The sequence below is a fragment of the Phytohabitans flavus genome (genome assembly GCF_011764545.1).
GTDB lineage: Bacteria > Actinomycetota > Actinomycetes > Mycobacteriales > Micromonosporaceae > Phytohabitans > Phytohabitans flavus.
The window spans coordinates 2,871,313-2,889,258 of sequence record NZ_AP022870.1; the positions used below are offsets into that span (position 1 = coordinate 2,871,313).

General features: G+C 72.1%; 12 protein-coding genes and 2 pseudogenes. 5 read left to right on the forward strand and 9 right to left on the reverse strand.

All coding sequences use genetic code 11. The features are described 5' to 3' along the window. Nucleotides 1-215 precede the first annotated feature (215 nt). Together Pflav_RS12540 and Pflav_RS12545 are read right to left on the reverse strand one after the other, a co-directional pair. Nucleotides 216-989 (reverse strand): MOSC domain-containing protein, encoded by a 774-nt coding sequence (locus Pflav_RS12540; protein WP_197938392.1) that lies wholly within the window; start codon nt 987-989, stop codon nt 216-218. A 438-nt stretch (nt 990-1,427) separates the two neighbouring features. Beyond that, a complete protein-coding gene (locus tag Pflav_RS12545) occupies nt 1,428-2,615 on the reverse strand; it encodes an HNH endonuclease signature motif containing protein (RefSeq protein WP_232071310.1) in 1,188 nt (395 codons plus the stop codon). A gap of 716 nt (nt 2,616-3,331) precedes the next feature. Here Pflav_RS12545 and Pflav_RS12550 point away from each other — a divergent pair. Next, entirely contained in the window at nt 3,332-3,763 is a 432-nt protein-coding gene (locus tag Pflav_RS12550) for a hypothetical protein (protein ID WP_173036324.1), read from the forward strand. Between the two features lie 97 nt (nt 3,764-3,860). Continuing rightward, a complete protein-coding gene (locus Pflav_RS12555; RefSeq protein ID WP_232071311.1) occupies nt 3,861-5,555 on the forward strand; it encodes a hypothetical protein in 1,695 nt (564 codons plus the stop codon). 574 nt (nt 5,556-6,129) lie between these two features. Here Pflav_RS12555 and Pflav_RS12560 read toward each other — a convergent pair. Together Pflav_RS12560 and rfaE2 are read right to left on the reverse strand one after the other, a co-directional pair. Beyond that, complete coding sequence (locus tag Pflav_RS12560; protein WP_232071313.1) at nt 6,130-6,981, reverse strand: glycosyltransferase family 2 protein; 852 nt, start codon at nt 6,979-6,981, stop codon at nt 6,130-6,132. Next, nucleotides 6,978-8,341: pseudogene (gene rfaE2 / locus Pflav_RS12565) on the reverse strand (D-glycero-beta-D-manno-heptose 1-phosphate adenylyltransferase). The gene Pflav_RS12560 and the pseudogene rfaE2 overlap by 4 nt, the downstream one beginning before the upstream one ends. A gap of 128 nt (nt 8,342-8,469) precedes the next feature. Here rfaE2 and Pflav_RS12570 point away from each other — a divergent pair. Then, complete coding sequence (locus tag Pflav_RS12570) at nt 8,470-9,600, forward strand: glycosyltransferase family 9 protein (RefSeq protein ID WP_173036326.1); 1,131 nt, start codon at nt 8,470-8,472, stop codon at nt 9,598-9,600. Nucleotides 9,601-9,617: 17 nt separating this feature from the next. On the opposite strand, the gene Pflav_RS12575 is transcribed toward Pflav_RS12570, so the two are convergent. Further along, on the reverse strand, nt 9,618-10,655 hold the full coding sequence (locus Pflav_RS12575) for an NADPH:quinone reductase (protein WP_173036327.1): 1,038 nt from the start codon (nt 10,653-10,655) through the stop codon (nt 9,618-9,620). A 67-nt stretch (nt 10,656-10,722) separates the two neighbouring features. Beyond that, entirely contained in the window at nt 10,723-11,763 is a 1,041-nt protein-coding gene (locus tag Pflav_RS12580; RefSeq protein WP_173036328.1) for a TRM11 family SAM-dependent methyltransferase, read from the reverse strand. 35 nt (nt 11,764-11,798) lie between these two features. On the opposite strand from Pflav_RS12580, the gene Pflav_RS12585 reads away from it, so the two are divergent. Next, complete coding sequence (locus Pflav_RS12585) at nt 11,799-12,617, forward strand: SAM-dependent methyltransferase (RefSeq protein ID WP_173036329.1); 819 nt, start codon at nt 11,799-11,801, stop codon at nt 12,615-12,617. A gap of 13 nt (nt 12,618-12,630) precedes the next feature. Here the strand turns inward: Pflav_RS12585 and Pflav_RS12590 are convergent, their stop codons facing one another. Further along, complete coding sequence (locus tag Pflav_RS12590) at nt 12,631-12,807, reverse strand: DUF4236 domain-containing protein (protein ID WP_173036330.1); 177 nt, start codon at nt 12,805-12,807, stop codon at nt 12,631-12,633. Nucleotides 12,808-12,980: 173 nt separating this feature from the next. Between Pflav_RS12590 and Pflav_RS12595 the strand changes: the two are divergent. Then, nucleotides 12,981-15,470 (forward strand): annotated as a pseudogene (locus tag Pflav_RS12595) (ATP-dependent Clp protease ATP-binding subunit); the annotation flags it as partial. A 43-nt stretch (nt 15,471-15,513) separates the two neighbouring features. On the opposite strand, the gene Pflav_RS45345 reads toward Pflav_RS12595, so the two are convergent. Then, complete coding sequence (locus tag Pflav_RS45345; protein WP_232071315.1) at nt 15,514-17,565, reverse strand: hypothetical protein; 2,052 nt, start codon at nt 17,563-17,565, stop codon at nt 15,514-15,516. Further along, nucleotides 17,562-17,906 carry a PadR family transcriptional regulator gene (locus tag Pflav_RS12600; RefSeq protein ID WP_232071317.1) on the reverse strand — a complete coding sequence of 115 codons (345 nt, stop codon included), beginning with the start codon at nt 17,904-17,906 and terminating at the stop codon, nt 17,562-17,564. Before Pflav_RS12600 ends, Pflav_RS45345 begins: the two co-directional genes overlap by 4 nt. Nucleotides 17,907-17,946 lie beyond the last annotated feature (40 nt).

Here is a 17,946-nt window from a genome sequence, read left to right on the forward strand (position 1 = left end):
CTTTGGGTCGGTCTCTGATGCCGACCTGAACCTTGAACATCGCGCCGACAAGTGCCGTGACCCGGGCTACCGCCCACCGCTGGTCTTCGCTATAGCCGGCCGCCGCAGCGGGCCTCGTTCGAGCCGGGCGTTGAGCTTGGTCAACTGGACGTCGGACAGCCTCGGGTCCGGGCCGGGGCGCGCCCTTGGGACGCCAACGCGTCGACACCACCGGCCTACCAGGCCTGGCGCGGCGCCACAGGTCCGCCGACATCACCTAACGACTTTGCCGGGGGCCCTGGGTGTAGAACAACGGGATCCCCGACCGCCACGTGCCCGGGACGGGTCGTCGACGCGTACACGCCCAGACGTGTGTCCCGGTGAGCGGCGATAGTGCGCAGCACCGCTGGACTACGGCGGCCGGTGACCGGATCGATGTTGACGACAACGCACCGCTTGTCGCGACCATCGATACGCATCCCCGCCGTCCCGACCGTCAAGGCCCGTCCGACCCACTCGTCCTCGGGAAATGGGGCGGTACTGAAGGCCTCGATGACCAGGTTCGGCCGGAACCGCCGTACGTTCAACTCGGTCCCGAGCAGCGTTTCGAGGCTCTTGACGGTGCGTGTGGTGATCAGCGAGAGCGGTAAGGTGTCGAACGCTCCGCGGTCCAGCTTCATCACCCGGACGCCGGCGCCGAGCTCGGCCGCGAGGGCCGGCGCGGTGACGTCGAATTGGTCGCCGGTCGGTGTATGGACCACGAGTGAGGACCTATCCGGGCTCTCTGGCTCCACCCAACATGGGTGGTAGTCGTTCAGGTCGTTGCGGTGCCTCAACGTCAACCAGGGGAATCCGTTGCTGTGCACGTCGGGGCGCACGAACGCCCACCGTCGATCTCCGGACAGGCCGTGCCACGACACGTCAACCTGCTCGACAGGCTCGGCGGCCATCGACTTGACCGGGTAGCGCAGCACCGCTGCCACCCGTCCCACCACCACGCCGTCAATCACGAGGCGCCTCCTCTACGAGAAGGCGCCCTTCCTGATCGAGAGCCGGGGTAGAGCGTGGCGAACCGTGGTCCGTCGCAGCGCCTCTCCACCTCGGTAGCATCTACCAGCCCAGGAAGAATACCCGAGCCTGGCAGCCCTCGCGATGCCAAATGGCTCACGCCCGACTTGCTGCCACCAACATCGGCGCTTCAACTCCAACCCTCACAAGCCAGACACCGTCACCACTTTGCCGGGGCCCTGGCGTCACCCCGCAGGCGAACAGGTCCGCCGCTTGGCGGCGGATTCGTTGCGCCCGCACCCGTGCGGCTCGGTTGAGCCCGCCACCATCGCCACATCGCACGACGTCAGCCAAGCGGATAAGACAGCAGAAAGCGGCCCCGGGGAACGGCATGTGTCCACCCAGCTACCCCAACCCCGAACCTCTCTAGGCCGTGGTTATCACGTCCGGTGTTGGTAGAGGTTTCGACGTGGTCGCTGCCGCAGATCAACGTAAGCGGGCGGGACGAACTCCGGCCTGCCGTCCTCAGCGCGGAGCCGAACGATCCACTGTCCACGATGGATGATCCCGTGGTGATAGCTACACAACAGCACGCTGTTGTTCAGGCTGGTGGGTCCGCCGTCGGCCCATGCCTGGATGTGGTGCCCGTCGCACCAGCGCGGCGGCCGATCACAACCAGGAAACGCGCATCCCCGGTCACGCAGCTCCAGCGCCCGCCGCAACGACCCGCTGATCAGCCGCCGCGTGCGGCCCAGGTCGAGGACCTGCCCGTCACCGCCGAGCACCGCCGGAATCACCTGCGCATCGCAAGCCATCTGCCGCACCTGCGTGGGGCTGAGCCGCCCACCGGTGTCCAACGTGCCGACACCGAGCTGCTGCTGCACCACGTCAAACGGCATCGTGACCACCACATGCGGCCGCTGCCCACCGTTGTCCGGCAACCGCTCCGTCCGGGTGGCCAGGTGGCATACCTCGACGAGCGCGTCCGCCCGGCGCTGGGCGGGCGTGCGCGGCTCGTCGTTGTCATGCCGGGGCGCACAGAGCGGGTCGAGGGCGGCGTTGACGGTGGCGGCGCCGGCCTCGTCGAGCCAGCCCGTGAGCCTTACCCGTCCGTCGCCGAGGCGGGTGAGCTGGAACGCTCGGGCCTGCCAGGCGCGGGCCTCCTGCCGCTGCAAGGCGGCGGCATCACGGGCTTCGGCGATCTCGGGAGCTACGTGGGTCAGGATCCGCTCGCCGGCTTTGCGCAGGATGGTGGGCTCGAACTGCTCGGCCTGACCGATCAGCACCGCCTCCGCCTCATCCACCAGATCAGGGCCCAAGTCGGCGGGAAGGTCCCGGACGGTAGTGGCGATGACCGTGGCCTGCTCGGCGTTGACCGCACCCGCAGCCAAGGCGCCGTCTAGGGCTGGGCGCTCGTCAACCGCCTTTGCGAGGTCGGCCAGCCGTTTCGCGGCGTGAATGCTGATCCGTTGACGCTCCCGCAACCACACCGCGGTGCTGGAAGCGTGCTGCGCGATCGGCAGCCCGCGCCCGTCGATTTCCCGAATCAAATGCAGCTGGGCTGCGGTAAGTGTTTGCAGAGACTCGTGGATGGCGTCCAGGGAATCGACAAGCTCGTCATCACTCAACGTCCAGACCGACGCGGTAGCGCATTTGCTCGCTACCTCACTGAGCTGGTCTAACGCATCCCTGGACACCCACTAATTGTCTCGCACCATTACCAAGACCACCAGTTATATTCGTCGATCTAGGGATATTTGTATTGCAATCTTGCGACGTTCCGGATCCATTTTCGTGGGATGTCTTTATGGGTTTGTCAAGGTGCGAGTCGGGGTTCGTCCGCTGGTTTGGTGGCATTGGTTCGGGTGCGAAGCACGGCGTGGAGGACGTCGACGCGCCTGAGGGCGAGGCGTCGCGTTTCTTGCCTTCGGCGCGTTAGGCGGTCGTAGCAGGCGCGGCTTTCCGGGTCGGCCGACGCGGCGAACGCGGGCAGGAGAACGCGCATCAGGACCCCGACAGGAGGTCGCGCGCAGCAGGTCACGCAGGCTGTGGGCCAACCGGCCCCATGACCAGGCCCGGTATGTGCGCCGCAGCGGGCGACACCCATGCGCAGCGCGCCGATCACGGCGGCCTGGTAGACCACGACCAGGCTGCGGCCACGTCGGTCCAGTTTGTCGAACAAACCCCGCGCAGCCCGGCCTCGGCTCGCCCTGAGCTGCGCGGTTGGCGGGGCGGCGAGTTGCGCGTGTCTTGGCTATCGTCGCTTGGTCGCGATCGGTCGCACGACAGAGGGAGCCAACGTGGGTGTCCTGACCGACTACTTCCGTGCGCCGGGGTGGCCGTCGTGCGGGAGCAGATGGAAAAGCGTGACGGTGGTCCACTGGTGAGCGCGGACCGCGAGTCGGCGGCCTTCGACGGCGTCGAACTCAAGAGCGTGGATCCCGAGGTGGCGCTGGGCAAGTTGGTCGCGTTCGCGATGGACACGGAGTACAGCTCGGGCCTGGTCGACAATCGGCTGATCTGGCCTGAGGGCGGCGAGCAGGACACGGGGCATATGGGACCGTGGGTGGTCACTCTGGACGATAAGACCCGGGACACGCTGGCCGGCGTTCCGGCGCGGCGAGTGCCCGACCTGGCGCGGCGTTGGGCCGATATCGAGGAATTCGGCGGCCTCCTCACGCCTGATGACCTCCGCTCCGCGCTGGAACAACTGACGGCGCTGGCCACCCGGGCGCGGGACAACGGTGAGTCCCTGTACTGCTGGATGTGTCTCTGACCTATGGAGACCGTCGAACCGCGCCGCGGGTACACCCAAATCGTTGCTTGTTGTTGAGAACGTTGTGACTTGACAGCGCCTGTGGCAGCCTGGCCGCGTGCAACTTGTCACCGTGGATTCCGCTCCTTCGCCCGACACATCCTCGCCGGCGGAAGCCGGTCGCTCCGGGGCGATCTGGAGGTGGCTGGCTATCGGCCTCGTCCTGCTGGTCGGCATCGCCGGGCAGGTGCGGGTCTGGGCGAGCGATCGCGGTCTATGGGCCGACGAAATCTACATCGCGGTGAACCTGCGGGGTAAGAGCTGGTGGGAGCTGACCGGCCCGCTGGCATACTCACAGATCGCCCCGCCCGGCTGGCTGTTCACGAGCAAGCTGTTCTACCACAAGCTCGGCGGTGACGAGCAAGCCTTGCGGTTGGCCGGGCTACTTGGCGCGGCGATCACCCTCGTCCTGACCGCGGTCCTCGCTCGGCGGGCGATCGGTTGGGGTGGCGCCGTGCTCGCCAGCGCGCTGGCCGCGCTCAGCCCGGGGCTGCTCTACTACGCGGGAGAGCTCAAGCAGTACTCGACCGAGGCGGCAGCCGCGATGGTGCTGCTGCTGGCCATGGGGCTGTTCGTCGAGCACGACCAGCGATCGGCGGATCCGCGCCGGCGTTGGCTGTACGCCGCAGCGCTCGCGGCGACCGGGTTGGTGGTCGCGCCGTTCAGCTTCAGCGCCATCATCGTGGTCGCGGGCGCGACCGCCGGCGGGGTGCTGGTCCTGCTGCTGTCCCGCCGTTTCGGCACCGCGCTGGCACTGGGTCTCGCCGCGATACCCGCGCTTTCGGTGGGTGCGCTGATGGTCTGGCGGCGCATGCAGTACACGATCCCGGGAAACCAGTACTCGATCTTCCGCACCGGCTTCCCGCCCGAGCACGCCGGGCCGTCCGACCTGGTGGCCTGGCTGCCGCGGATGTGGTCGGGCTTCGCGACCGATCCGCTTGGCTGGCACTACCCCCTCGTCCTGCTGGTGCTCGTGATCGCCGGCCCGGTGGCGATGGCGCTGCGCGGCAAGGCGATCTGGGCCGGCCTGCTCGGCGGTCTGGGCGTCGCCGCGCTCGGCGCGGCCGCCCTACGGGCCTACCCCTGGGAGGGCCGGATCGCGGTCTACCTGCTGGCGCCGGTCCTGGTCGCGGCGGCGGCCGGTGTGGACGCGGCGGTTCGGGTCGCCGTACACACGGTGCGGTCCCTGCGCTCCGGCGACCGCGGGTGGCGCCCAGCGACGGCACTGGTGGCCGCGGCCGTAGCCATCGTCATGACGGGCGTGGCGGCTACCCCGTCGTTCGCCGACGGGGCGGACCAGGTGCGCGAGCCGCGCTACCGCGATCAGGGCCGCGACATCCTCAACGAGGTCGCCGCCCAACTGCGTCCGGGTGACGTCATCATCCTCTATCGGTTCAGCAGGCCCTTCGCCGATTGGTACGGCCGCGGCGGCAGGAAGCTGCCGATACCCGGCTTCTTCCGGCTGACCAGCGCGGACACCTGCCAACCAGGCTCGGTGGACACGGCGCTGGCCGGCGCCCAGCGGCTGTGGTTCGTGCGCGCGGCCCGCTTCTCCGGCGACCCGATCGACTACTTCGACCGGGTACTAGCCGCCCTCGACGACCGCGGCCGCGTGGTCGACTCCCACCTTTGGTCGCCAGGAGATGTCGACTCGTCGGGATGGACGCTGATCGACCTGACCGCGCCGCCCCAACCCAGCCAGACCACCTTCCCACCGGACCCCAGCCACGCATGCCTAGACGTCATCCAGTAGTCACAGCCTTTCTACAGAGCTTTGGAGTTGGGGCGGCCTCGGCGTCTTGTCGCGGATAAAGCTCCAAACCCAAGGAAATTGAGCTACCGCGACGCCCGCCGTGGTCCAGACCGTCGCTCCCGCGGCCTCACCCTCCGCGGTTGGCCAGGCTCACCCCGGGTCGTGGTCGGCCGACCGTGACTTCGCTGCCGGTCCGTCGCTCCGGCCCCGACCTAGCTCGTCGGTTTGTGCGGCGGGGGGGGGCGTCCAAACCAGACACGCGCCCAAAGGGCGCTCGGTTTGCCTTGATCGACGCTACGACGGGCCGCCGAATGGCAGATCGTGGTACTTAGCTGCCCTCTGGGGGCAGTTGAATACCACGATCTCCCGCGCACACCAACCCGACCCGCCGATCAAGGAAGCGGGTTGGGGTTGGGCTTGGACCGCGGACGTGGCAGCGGAGGTCGGGGATTTCGGGGAGCGCTAGCGAGCCGCCGGCCTGCGCGGTGCCCGCGGGAGCATACGGTCCCGCAGGTGACGCGGACCGGGGCAAATATCGATCTTAAGAAAAGTCGAATGTGATCCCTTCCAGTAGTTAGTCCTGGAGGGTTACTTCCCAGGCCTCGACGCGGCGGTCGGTGACCGTCGTGGGGACCTCGAGGTGGTAGGCGCCGCTTGGGACCAGGCCGGCGCCGCCGTGCCGCTCCAGCACCGCGAGCTGCGCTGCCGCGTCCTCGCCCTGGTGGTCGGGCGGGAGGCGGCGCCAGAAGTCGAAGCCGCCCGAGGCGACGAGCTTGGCGCGGTCGAAGAGTACGCAGCCGCCGATCCAGGAGACCTTGTACGCGCGCCACTCCCCCGGCGCCAGCCGCAGCTGCTCGGTGACGTGCAGCAGGTTGGCGGCGGCGTGCAGGCCGGCGCGCCACCACTCGGGGCTGCCCGGTCGCACCCGCTCCGGCTCGGGGCGGCGGTCCCACGGTTCGAACTGCCGGTGCGACTCGGGGCGTACGTCGTCCCGGTACGACAGGCCGTGTACCGCGTTGCCCACGAACCCGCACCGCAGCTCGCCGATCGCCGCCACGAGCCGGGCCAGCGTGGCCGGCTCCAGCCAGACGTCGTCGTCGAGGCAGAGCACGTAGCGGGCGGCGGAGCGGGAGAGCAGGTACGCGCGGTGCTCGGCCAGCCCGCGGCGCGGCAGGTGGCGTTCGAGCAGCACCGGGTGACCGCGGTGGCGCAGGATCCGGACCAGGCCGGCCACCGACGGGTCGGCCCAGCCGGGTGGCCCGTCGGACTGGTCGCTGACCACCACGCCGAACGCGACGCCGTCCTGCGCGGCGATCCCGGCGAGCGTCGCGGCGAGCGCGGCCGGCCGCTCGCGGGTGGGGATGAGCACGTCAAGCTCGCGCGGTGCCCGGAACCCCTCGACGTCACCCGGGTCCAGCGGTCTCACGAGGCCGGCTCCCGGCGGTGCGCCCGGATCCGCTCGATGATCGCGGAGGTGGATCTGTCCGGTACATACCCGAGTGTCCGCACCTCACCGCCCAGCCGCCGTACCAGCGCCGCCTCCGGCACCAGCTCGGGCGGGTAGTCGCCGCCCTTCACGTACACGTCGGGGCGGACCCGCTCGATCAGCTCGGCGGGCGAGTCCTCCTCGAATACCACGACGTGGTCGACGCACGACAGCGCGGCGAGCACGGCGACCCGGTCCTCCACGGGTACGACCGGGCGGTCCGGCCCCTTGAGGCGGCGTACCCCGGCGTCCGAGTTGACCGCGACGACGAGCAGGTCGCCCAGCTCGCGGGCCTGCCGCAGGTAGCTCACGTGGCCCCGGTGCAGCACGTCGAAGCAGCCGTTGGTGAAGACCACACGGGCGCCCTCGGCCCGCCGGCGCCGTACGATCCGGTCCAGCCCGTCCGCCTCGACGAGCGTGGCCTGCCCGGTGAGCGCCGCGCGCAGCGGTTCGATATCGCAGACGCAGGTGCCCTCGCACGCCACGCCCACGGCCGCGGCCACCTGCGCGATGTCGGCGGCGACCGGCATCGGCGCGCCGGTGGCGAGGGCGAGGGTCATGGCGGCTAGGTACGCGTCCCCGGCGCCGACCGTGTGCGCCTCGGGTGCCGCCTCGGCCCTTGTCGTGTGCGTGGTGCCCGCTCCCACGACCACGGCACCGTCGGAGCCGAGGGTGACCGCGACAACCCCGGCCGCGAAGTCTTCCCGCAGCACCTGGGCGAGCTCGGCGGCCGGCCGGGGCAGGCCCGTGGCGTTCGCGGCCTCCCCCACGCTCGGCGTCATGACGCTCGGCCCCAGGTCCCGCCACGGGCACAGGTCGTGCGCGTCGAGCGCGATCAGGGCGAACCGCTCGCGGTGCCGCACCAGCCACCGCCGTAGCGGCTCGGGCAGCCCGCCCAGCCCGTAGTCGGCGACGACGAGTACCTGCTCGGGCGCGCGTTCCAGCGTCCGGATCAGCGCCTTGACCGCGGCGGGCGGCAGCGGGCCACCGCCGGGCTCGTCCTCGCGCGCGACGATCTGCCCGCCGGCGTGCAGGCGCCGCTTGACCGGGGTGCTCCGGCCCGGTACCCGGATCATGCGGTCCTCGACGCCGTCGGAGGCGAGCCGGGCGGCGAGCCGTTCACCGGCGGGGTCGTCCCCCACCACCCCGCGAGTGCGGCGCGGGCGCCGAGCGCGGCCAGGTTGGCGGCCGCGTTGCCGCCGCCGCCGGCGGAGATCTGCCGGCGGCGGAGCGTCAGCACCGGTGCGGGCGCCTCCCGGGAGATGCGGTCCGCGTCCGCGAACCGCCACTCGTCCACCATCACGTCGCCGACCACGAGCACCTGGAGGCCGCCCCACGCGTCGAGGGCGGCCGCATGCCTGGACGCGTCCACGGGCGCGGGTTTCCACGTCGACGGCCGGATAAACGCGGCGATCACCGGGTAGCCCGATGACCATGGGCGGCCTCCTTGACGGCGTGGGGCGCATAGCGGTCCTGCGCGCCAACGCCCTCGGCGACCTCATGTTCGCGCTGCCCGCGCTCGACGCGCTGCGGGCCGCGTACCCGAGCGCCGAGATCGTGCTCCTCGGCGGCCCGCTGCACGCGGAGCTGCTCACCGGCCGCCCCGGCCCGGTCGACGGCGTGGCGATCCTCCCGCCGATCGAGGGGCTGCGGCCGCCGTCACCGGGCGAGGAGTCCGTGCCGGTGGAGGACTTCCTGGCGAACGCCCGCACCGCCCCCTTCGACCTCGCTGTCCAGATCCACGGCGGCGGCCGCACCAGCAACCGGATCGCGACCGCGCTCGGCGCGCGGGTCACCGCCGGCCTGCGCGCGCCGGGCAGCCCGCCGCTGGACCGCTGGATCCCGTACGTGTACTACCAGGCGGAGATCGCCCGCTACCTCGAGGTGGTCGGGCTGGTCGGCGCCACGCCGGTCACCGTCCAGCCGACACTCGCGGTCACGGCCGCCGACGTGGCCGAGGCCCGCCGCGTGGCGGGCCCGCCGTCGCGGCGCCGGGTGGTGATCCACCCGGGCGCCACCGACCCGCGGCGGCGCTGGTCCGCGGAGCGCTTCGGGCACGTCGCGCGCGAGCTTCTTTCGCAGGGGTACGAGGTGGTGGTGACCGGCACCACCGACGAGCGCGCGGTCGTGGCGCGGGTCGCCGAGGCGGACCGGCGGATCCGGACGCTCGTCGGCGAGCTGTCGCTGGGCGGCCTGGTGGGCCTGCTGGCCGGCGCGGCCGTGGCCGTGGCCAACGACACCGGCCCGCTGCACGTCGCGGCCGCGGTGGGTACGCCGAGCGTCGGCATCTACTGGGTCGGCAACGTCATCAACAGCGCGCCGCCCTACCGCGCCCGGCACCGCCCGATCCCGTCCTGGCGGGTCCACTGCCCGGTGTGCGGCGCCGACTGCACCCGCGACCTGTACCCGGCCCGGCCCGGCGACGGCTGCGTCCACAGTGACTCCTTTGTGGACGACATTCCGCCGGAGGAGGTGCTGCAAGCGGTCTACGACCTGACCGACCCGCGCCGCGCCGCCTCGGGCCCCATGGCGGGCCAGCGTGCGGGCATCGGCTACTGAGCCGCCGCTCAGCCGCTTCAGCTACTCAGGTCGCGCTCGCTGGTCAGGATCAGCACCTTGCCCACCGCGCTGTCCTGGACCGCGGCGTGCGCGGCGGCGGCCTCCATCAGCGGGTAGTAGTGCAGCGGCAGCCCGGCGTCCGGCCCGACCCGCAGCACGCCCTCGCCGGCCGCGGCGGCGACGTCGTAGACCGCCTTGGCCTTGGCCGCCTCCGCCATCGTGTAGACGAGCACGAACTGCCAGCGCGCGTTGGGACCCATCAGCGGGCGGACCGGCAGGGTCAGCGACCCGGCGCCGTCGCCGGCGTACACCGCCACGCAGGCGTTCGGGCCGACGACCCGCATGTCGGTCTCGGCGTTGGCGCCCGGCGCGACCTCGACGATGGCGTCCACGCCGTGCGGGGCGATCCGCCTGACCTCCTCGACCACGTCCTGCTGGCGGTAGTCGACCACGTGGTCGGCGCCCGCGGCGGCGGCCAGCTGGGCCTTCTCCGGACTGCTCACGGTGGCGATCACCGTGGCGTCCGCCCACCGGGCGAGCTGGATGGCCGCGTTGCCGACCGCGCCGGCCCCACCCTGGACCAGCACGACCCGCCCGTCCATCGCGCCGGCGTTGATCCGGTCCGGCATCGCCTCGCCGGCGGTCAGGCAGCGGTGCGCGGTCAGGAACGGGATGCCGAGGCTCGCGCCGAGGTCGAACGAGGCCGGACCGAGCCGTACCACCTGGCGGGCCGGCACCACCGTGTACTCGGCGGCGGTCCCCCACTGCCGCTGCCAGGCCGCCTCCCAGATCCACACGCGCTCGCCGACAAGCCCGGCGTCCACGCCCTCGCCGACCACCTCGACCACGCCGGCACCGTCCTGGTTGGGGATTTGCCAGCCGCCCGGCGGCGGGGCACCGGTGCCGCCGCCGCGCCGCGACTTCCAGTCGGTCGGGTTGACGCCGGAGACCGCCACCCGCACCAGGACCTCACCGGGGCCGGGCTCCGGGATCGGTCGCTGCACGACCTCCAGGACGGACGGATCTCCGGTACGGGTGTACACGACGGCTCTCATCGGCGCTCCTCCTGACTGCCTGCACGCCAGTTAACCGAAGTTCCCCGGCGCGCGGTGCACAATCTGCTCAGGCGGGCTTCGTGGCGACGAGTACGTCGCGGATGATGGCCTGGTCGACCCGGTGCCGCAGCTGCGCCCACGGTCCTTCGTCGCGCACCGTCAGCCCCGCGTTGGCGAGCGCCTTGGCGGCGTCCTCGCGGCGGGCCACATAGGTGTTCCACGAGATGCCGAGCGCGCCGCCGGGGCGCAGCAGCCCGGCCCAGACCGGCGCGGCCGCCGTCAGCAGGGCGAGCGGGTCGCGGGCCAGGCCCTTCGCGGGGGTACGGCTGCCGTGCTGCACCCCGTACGGCGCGTCGGCCACGACAACGTCCACAGTGCCCGGCCGGAAGAACTCGCCGGCCCGCGTGGTGTCCGCGTTGACGACGTCGAGCAGCTGGACCGCGCCGGCCCTCTGCTCCTCTTTGGACGGTGCCAGCTCGACCCGCAGCCGCCGCCCGACCACCTGCCGCTCGCGCCGTATCGGGCCGGACTCCAGCACCCGGTGCTTGACCCGCTTGCGCTTCAGCCACGTGGTGATGAACGCCTGGTACGCCTCGAAGTCCTTCTGGTCCAGGTCGACGCCGGCCGCGTCGAAGCCGTACATCAGTGCCTGGTTGAGGGTCGTGCCCCGGCCGCACAGCGGGTCGAGCACCCGGAAGCGGCGCTCCAGCAGCTCGTCGGCCCAAGCCGAGGCGAGCAGCGTGGCGTTGAGCAGCAGCTTGGTGAACTGCTCGTTGGTCTTGCCGGCGTACTTCTGGATCGTGATCAGGTCGTCGTCGTACCGGTCCAGGGGGTCCAGCTCGACCGGGCGGAGCAGGTCGCCGACCCGCTCGAAGAGCGCGAAGACCGAGGACATGTTGCCGATCAGCGCGAGGTCGCGCGGGCTCAGGGCGTCGGCCTCGAACGTGACGTACCGCACGCCGCCGATCGTCGCGACCTCTCCACCGCCGATCCGCCCGCCCAGCACCGCCTCGCTGAACAGGGCCAACTCGGTACGGGTCAGGTCGACGGCCGAGTCGGCGTAGACGCGGTTGGTGCCGGGTGAGATCAGGAGGGCGTACGCGGTCATAATCGGGCGAGTATCGCACAGTGGGTGGAGGGCCAATGGACAGCGACTGGGCACGCGGTGTCGACATCGACACGCCGAGCGCCGCCCGCATGTACGACTACTACCTCGGCGGCGGCCACAACTTCGCCGCCGACCGCAAGGCCGCCGACGCGGTGATCGCGGCGATCCCGGACCTGCCCCGGATCGCCCAGGCCAACCGGGCGTTCCTGCGCCGCGCGGTGCGGTTCCTCGTGGACTCGGGCGTGCGGCAGTTCGTGGACGTCGGCTCGGGCATCCCGACGGTGGGCAACGTGCACGAGATCGCCCACCGGCTCGACCCCGACGCGGTGACCGTGTACGTGGACCTCGACCCGATCGCGGTGTCGCACAGCCGGCAGCTGCTCGCCGACACCCCGCGTGCCACCGCGCTCCGCGGCGACCTGCGCGACCCGGTCGACCTGCTGGCCCAGCTGCGCCAGTCTCCGGCCGCCGAGGTGCTCGACCTGGAAAAGCCCGTGGCGGTGCTGCTCGTCTCGGTGCTCCACTTCGTACCCGGCGACGAGGCGTACCCGTGCGTGGCCACCCTGCTCGACGCGGTCGCGCCGGGCAGCTGGCTGGCTGTGTCGCACTCCTCCGTCGAGGGGTTCGCCGGCCTGGAGAAGGACGACTTCGACAGCGCCGAGCAGCAGTACAAGAAGACGACGACGCCGGTCGGGCTGCGCACCCGCGCCGAGATCGAGCGCTTCTTCACCGGCCTGACGCTCGCCGAACCTGGCCTTGTTTGGGTGCCGCAGTGGCGGACCGACGAGGCGGACGGCCCGTTCGGCGACGAGCCGCACCGCTCCGGCATGCTCGCCGCCCTCGGCCAGAGGTGACGGCGGGTGGTCCTCAGCGGGACTTGTCCTGCTTCCAGGAGAGCGGGCCAGGCAGGTCGAAGCGGTGCGCGCGGGCCCGCGAGTTCCACGACCAGCGACCGATCTTGATGCTCCACGAGGAGAAGCCGTTCTCGGTGAAGTTCAGGATCAGCGGGCCGAACTTCTTCCGCTTGCGAAACATGAGGCCCATCGGGCGGGCTCCTTCCGGGTCCGGGGGTGACGCGGAGAAAGATGCCCGTTCGACCGGATCGACAAACGCGTCGGCGTATTGGCCCCGGGCTCAGGCGTGCCACGTTTGTCCCGATCGAGGAGGGGTAGCCCCGACCCGGTAGGAAGTGACGCCGGGACCGGGAGGTGGCCGACATGACGGGCGGGTACTGGGGCGGCGGCCCGTTCGGGGAGGACCCTTTCGAGGAGTTCCTTTCGCAGTTCTTCGGGTCGCGGCAGGGGCAGCAGGGCCGGCGCATCGACCTGGCCCGGCTGATGAGCCAGGACGCCCGCGAGCTGATCCAGAGCGCCGCGCAGATCGCCACCGAGTGGGGCAGCCAGGACCTGGACACCGAGCACCTGCTGTGGGCGATCTGCCAGCGCGAGCCGCTGCGCCAGCTGATCGCCCGCGCCGGAGCCGACCCGGGCACGCTGGCCACCGAGATCGAGGAGCGGGCGCGGCGCGGCGAGCCCCGGCGGGAGCCGCCCACCCTCACCCCGGCGGCCAAGCGGGCGCTGCTCCAGGCACACCAGATCTCGCGTACCCTCGGCTCCTCCTACCTCGGGCCCGAGCACATCCTGCTGGCCCTCGTGGTCAACCGCGACTCCGAGGCCGGCCGTACGCTCTCCGCGCGCGGCGTCACGCCCGACTCGCTGCGCCAGGCGGCACAGAGCCAGGCCCAGGGCACCGCGGCCCAGCCCAGCGCCCCCACGGCGACACCGACACCGACCGTCGACCGGTACGGGCGAGACCTCACCGCGCTCGCCCGCGACGGGAAGATCGACCCGGTCGTGGGGCGGATGCAGGAGATCGAGCAGTGCGTAGAGGTACTCGCGCGGCGTACCAAGAACAACCCGGTCCTCATCGGCGAGGCCGGCGTCGGAAAGACGGCGATCGTCGAAGGTCTGGCCCAGCGGATGGTCGACGGTGAGGTGCCGCGGACGCTGGCCGGCAAGCGCCTCGTGCAGATCGACCTGACCGGCCTGGTGGCCGGCACCCGCTACCGAGGCGACTTCGAGGAGCGGCTGAAGAACCTGATCGACGAGATCCGCGCCAACACCGAGGACCTCATCGTCTTCATCGACGAGATACATTCCGTGGCCGGTGCGGGCTCGGCGGAGGGCGCCACCGACGCCTCCAACATCCTCAAGCCCGCCCTCTCCCGAGGCGAGCTGCACGTGGTGGGCGCGACGACGCTGGACGAGTACCGCCGGTACGTGGAGAAGGACGCCGCGCTGGAGCGGCGGTTCCAGCCGATCCTCGTCCCCGAGCCGAACGTCGAGGACACGGTCGAGATCCTGCGTGGGCTGCGCGACAGGTACGAGGCCCACCACGGCGTGCGCTTCAACGACGAGGCGCTGGTCTCGGCGGCGGAGCTGTCCGACCGGTACCTCACCGACCGCTTCCTGCCGGACAAGGCCATCGACCTGATCGACCAGGCCGGCGCGCGGGTCCAGCTGCGCAGCCGGGCACCCGCCACCGACGTGCGCGACATGGAACGCCGCATCGAGCAGCTCTGCCACGACAAGGACCAGGCGGTGGCGAACGAGCAGTACGAGCGGGCCAGCCAGATCCGCGATGAGGTCACCGAGCTGCGCCGGCAGATGACCGAAGCCGACGGTGGACCCAACGGGGTGTCCGAGGTGACCGCCGACGACATCGCCGAGGTGGTGTCGCGGGCCACCGGCATCCCGGCACAGCAGCTCAGCGAGGAGGAACGGCACCGCCTCGCCAACCTGGAGCAGCGGCTGCACGAGCGGCTCATCGGCCAGGCGGACGCGGTGGAGGTGGTGTCGCAGGCGATCCGCCGGTCCCGTACCGGCCTCGGCGACCCGAACCGCCCGATCGGCAGCTTCCTCTTCCTCGGCCCGACCGGCGTCGGCAAGACCGAGCTGGCCCGGGCGCTGGCCGAGGCGATGTTCGGCGACCAGGACCGCATGGTGCGGCTGGACATGAGCGAGTTCCAGGAACGGCACACCGTCAGCCGCCTGGTCGGCGCGCCGCCCGGCTACGTCGGGTACGAGGAGGCCGGCCAGCTGACCGAGGCGGTGCGGCGGCGCCCGTACTCGGTGATCCTGCTGGACGAGATCGAGAAGGCCCACCCGGACGTCTTCAACCTGCTGCTCCAGGTGCTCGACGACGGCCGACTGACGGACAGCCAGGGGCGCACGGTCAGCTTCAAGAACACCGTGCTCATCATGACCAGCAACCTCGGCTCCGAGATGATCACCCAGGAGCAAGGGCTCGGCTTCGCCAGCGAGCAACGCACCGACCAGGACGCCCGGGACCGCGTGATGCGGCGGCTGCGGGAGGAGCTGCGGCCCGAGTTCCTGAACCGGATCGACGAGATCGTGGTGTTCCAGCGCCTGACCGCCGAGCAGCTCGCCGAGATCACCGACCTGATGCTGGAGCAGACCCGCCGCCGCATGCACGCCCAGGACATCAACGTGCACTTCACCCGCCCGGCGATCGGCTGGCTGGTCGACCGGGGGTACGAGCCCCAGTACGGCGCCCGCCCGATGCGCCGCACCATCCAGCGCGAGGTGGACAACCGCCTGTCCGAGATGATGCTCGACGGCCGCCTCTCCCACGGGCAGGAGGTCCGCGTCGACGTCAGCGAGGAGGAGAAGCTGACGTTCGAAATCACCCCCGCCTGGCGGAAGCCCCAGCCCGCTAGGGCCTGTTGTCTCAGGCCCGTTCGAGCGCGGGGAGCTGGGTCGGTTGAGGCGGCGTGGGTGGCTCGGTCGGACGTACCAGTCCCTGGGCGGCCAGGATGCCGGCCGGCACCGCCACGAGCACGGCGCCGGGTAGGAGGGACAGCCCGTCGGCCTGCCAGCTGCTGCCGGCGACCGCGAAGAGAATGTTGGACGCGAACACCGAGAACATCAGGGCCGCCCACGCGATGACAGCACCCAGCACCGGGCCGCCGAGCACGAGCACCGTTGCCGCCACGACGGGACCCCACCGGCGGCGTGGCGGCCGGGCCAGGACGACTCCGACGACCACCAGGGCCAGCGGGCCGGTGAGCAGCATCCCGAGGACGGTGAGCTCGTACGGCACCCCGGCACCGGTCGCGGCACCCCAGGCGCCGAGCAGCAACGCGGGGACGGCGATGAGTGCGGCCAGCCGCGGCCGTGTGAGCCGCCTGGGTCGGGCCGCCGCGGCGGCGCACGCGGCGACCACCGCGAGCATGGCCACCAGGATCGCGGTCACCCCGGCGAGGCCGACCGGCAGGTACGGGTGGTTGACCGCCGCCGTGCCCTGCTCGAGCAGGATCGGTCCGCAGCAGGCGGCGACCGCCACCCAGGCGAGCCGCCGCCGGACGGACAACGCGTCCACGGCGTCGCGCGCCCCGGCGACCCACCAGGCGGCCGCCGCCGCGACGGCCGCGGCGGCGAGTGCCGTGCGCAGCCCGCCCGCTCCGGTGGCGTCCGCACGGGCGAGCATCCCGTCCGCGGCCAGCAGGACGGTCGTCTGCACGACCGCGGCGAGCGGGGCGGCGCGCCGGTCGGCGGCGGCCAGCAGCAGCCCGAGCGCGGCCAGCGTGATGCTCCCCCAGCGCAGTTCGGCCACCCACATGTACAGCTCGCCGTCGCCGCCGGGCATCGGCGCCGCCTGCCCCACCAGCGGCATCGCGGGGGTGAGGATCGCCAGTGTGTACGCCCACGAGAGCAGGCCCGCCAGCTGAGCCACCACACCGGCGGCGAGGGCACCCGCCGCGAGCACCCGGACCGGCGCCGGCCGGGCGGTGACGGGCCGGGTCGTGGCCGGCCCGCTCAGCCACCGGGGCTCCGGTAGGGCCGCGCCGAGGCCGTACCCGAGCGCCAGGCCGGTGAGCACAAGCAGGTGAACCGGGTACGTGCCGGTCGCGTTGAGCAGCGAGATCCCGTCCGGGGTCGCAAACCACGAACCGGCCTCGACGGACCAGGCGCGGCCGGACAGGAGCAGCGGCGCCCACGCCAGCGCCGTCAACGCGCCCGCGCCGCCGCCGAGTGTGGCCGGCAGGGCCGCCGCCGTTGTAGCCAGCTCCACGACAAGCGGTGTGCCGATCACCGCCAGCGCCGCGGCCAGCCACCGGCGCCCCGGCACGGCGAGCCGGACGACGGCGACCGCCAGCCCCGCGGTCAGCAGGACCCAGGCCAGCGCACCCGCGCCGAGGCTGGCGGCGACACCGCCGGTGCCGGCCTGCCGACCCACCACCAGGAGCGCGAACGCGACCGCCAGTGCCAGCGGGGCCACGACCGCCGATCCGAGCCGTCCTCCGGCCCACGGGATCGGCATGCGGCGGCCCAGCCACCAGGCCGCGACCGCGACGATCGGCACGGCCGGCAGGGATGTCAGGCCGGTGACGGCCGCGCTGGTGGGCCAACCGCTGTGGAACCCGAGGACGCCCAGCACCCACCCACCGCAGGCCTGGACGATCCCGCTGACCGGGCCCGCCGCCAGCAGCCCGGCGAGCACCAGCACCAGCAACGGCCGCAGGCCGCGACCCGCTCCGGGCAGGCCCTCCCGCCGGCCGCGGGGCACGCCGTCTTCGTCCTCGACCGGCGACGCGGCGGCGAGGCTGAACGCGAACCGCAGCTGACCGGCCGCACGCCGCATCCCGCGCGTGCCCGGTTCGCTCCGCAGCGCGTGCAACTCCGCGCCCCACTCCCGGGCCCGCTCGTCGCGTAGCTCCGCGGGCCACCGGCGCACCGCCAGCCGCAGCAGCGCCTCGGCGACCCGGTCGGCGGCGCTCACGCCGACCCCAGCGAGCCGTGCGTGGTCGGCGCGATGACCGCGCCCTTCGCGTCGTATCCGCGCGCCAGGGTCTCGTAGAGCGCCGCGACCGCGGCTCGCGCCGCCACGGTGCCGTCCGCGGTCAGCCGGTAGTAACGCCGCGCGGGCCGCCCGGCCGCCACCGGGTCGACCTCCTCCCAGTGCGCGGCCACCCAGCCGGCCCGTTGCAGGCGCTGCAGGATCGGGTAGAGAGTGCCGCTCGGGTGCCCGGTGGCCCGCATCAGATCCAGGCCATATCGATCAGCCCCGGGATCGGCGAGAAAAGCGGCCAACACCTTCGCCACCGCGGCGGTCACTTGCACCTCTGACACCATAGCCGGCACTCTACATAGCCCACAGCCG

What these genes read in the sequence shown, in the direction of transcription:
- Pflav_RS12580 (WP_173036328.1), bottom strand. Translation starts at nt 11,763, where the DNA reads ATGACCGCGTACGCCCTCCTGATCTCACCCGGCACCAACCGCGTCTAC.
- Pflav_RS12590 (WP_173036330.1), bottom strand. Translation starts at nt 12,807, where the DNA reads ATGGGCCTCATGTTTCGCAAGCGGAAGAAGTTCGGCCCGCTGATCCTG.
- Pflav_RS12585 (WP_173036329.1), top strand. Translation starts at nt 11,799, where the DNA reads ATGGACAGCGACTGGGCACGCGGTGTCGACATCGACACGCCGAGCGCC.
- Pflav_RS12570 (WP_173036326.1), top strand. Translation starts at nt 8,470, where the DNA reads ATGACCATGGGCGGCCTCCTTGACGGCGTGGGGCGCATAGCGGTCCTG.
- Pflav_RS12575 (WP_173036327.1), bottom strand. Translation starts at nt 10,655, where the DNA reads ATGAGAGCCGTCGTGTACACCCGTACCGGAGATCCGTCCGTCCTGGAG.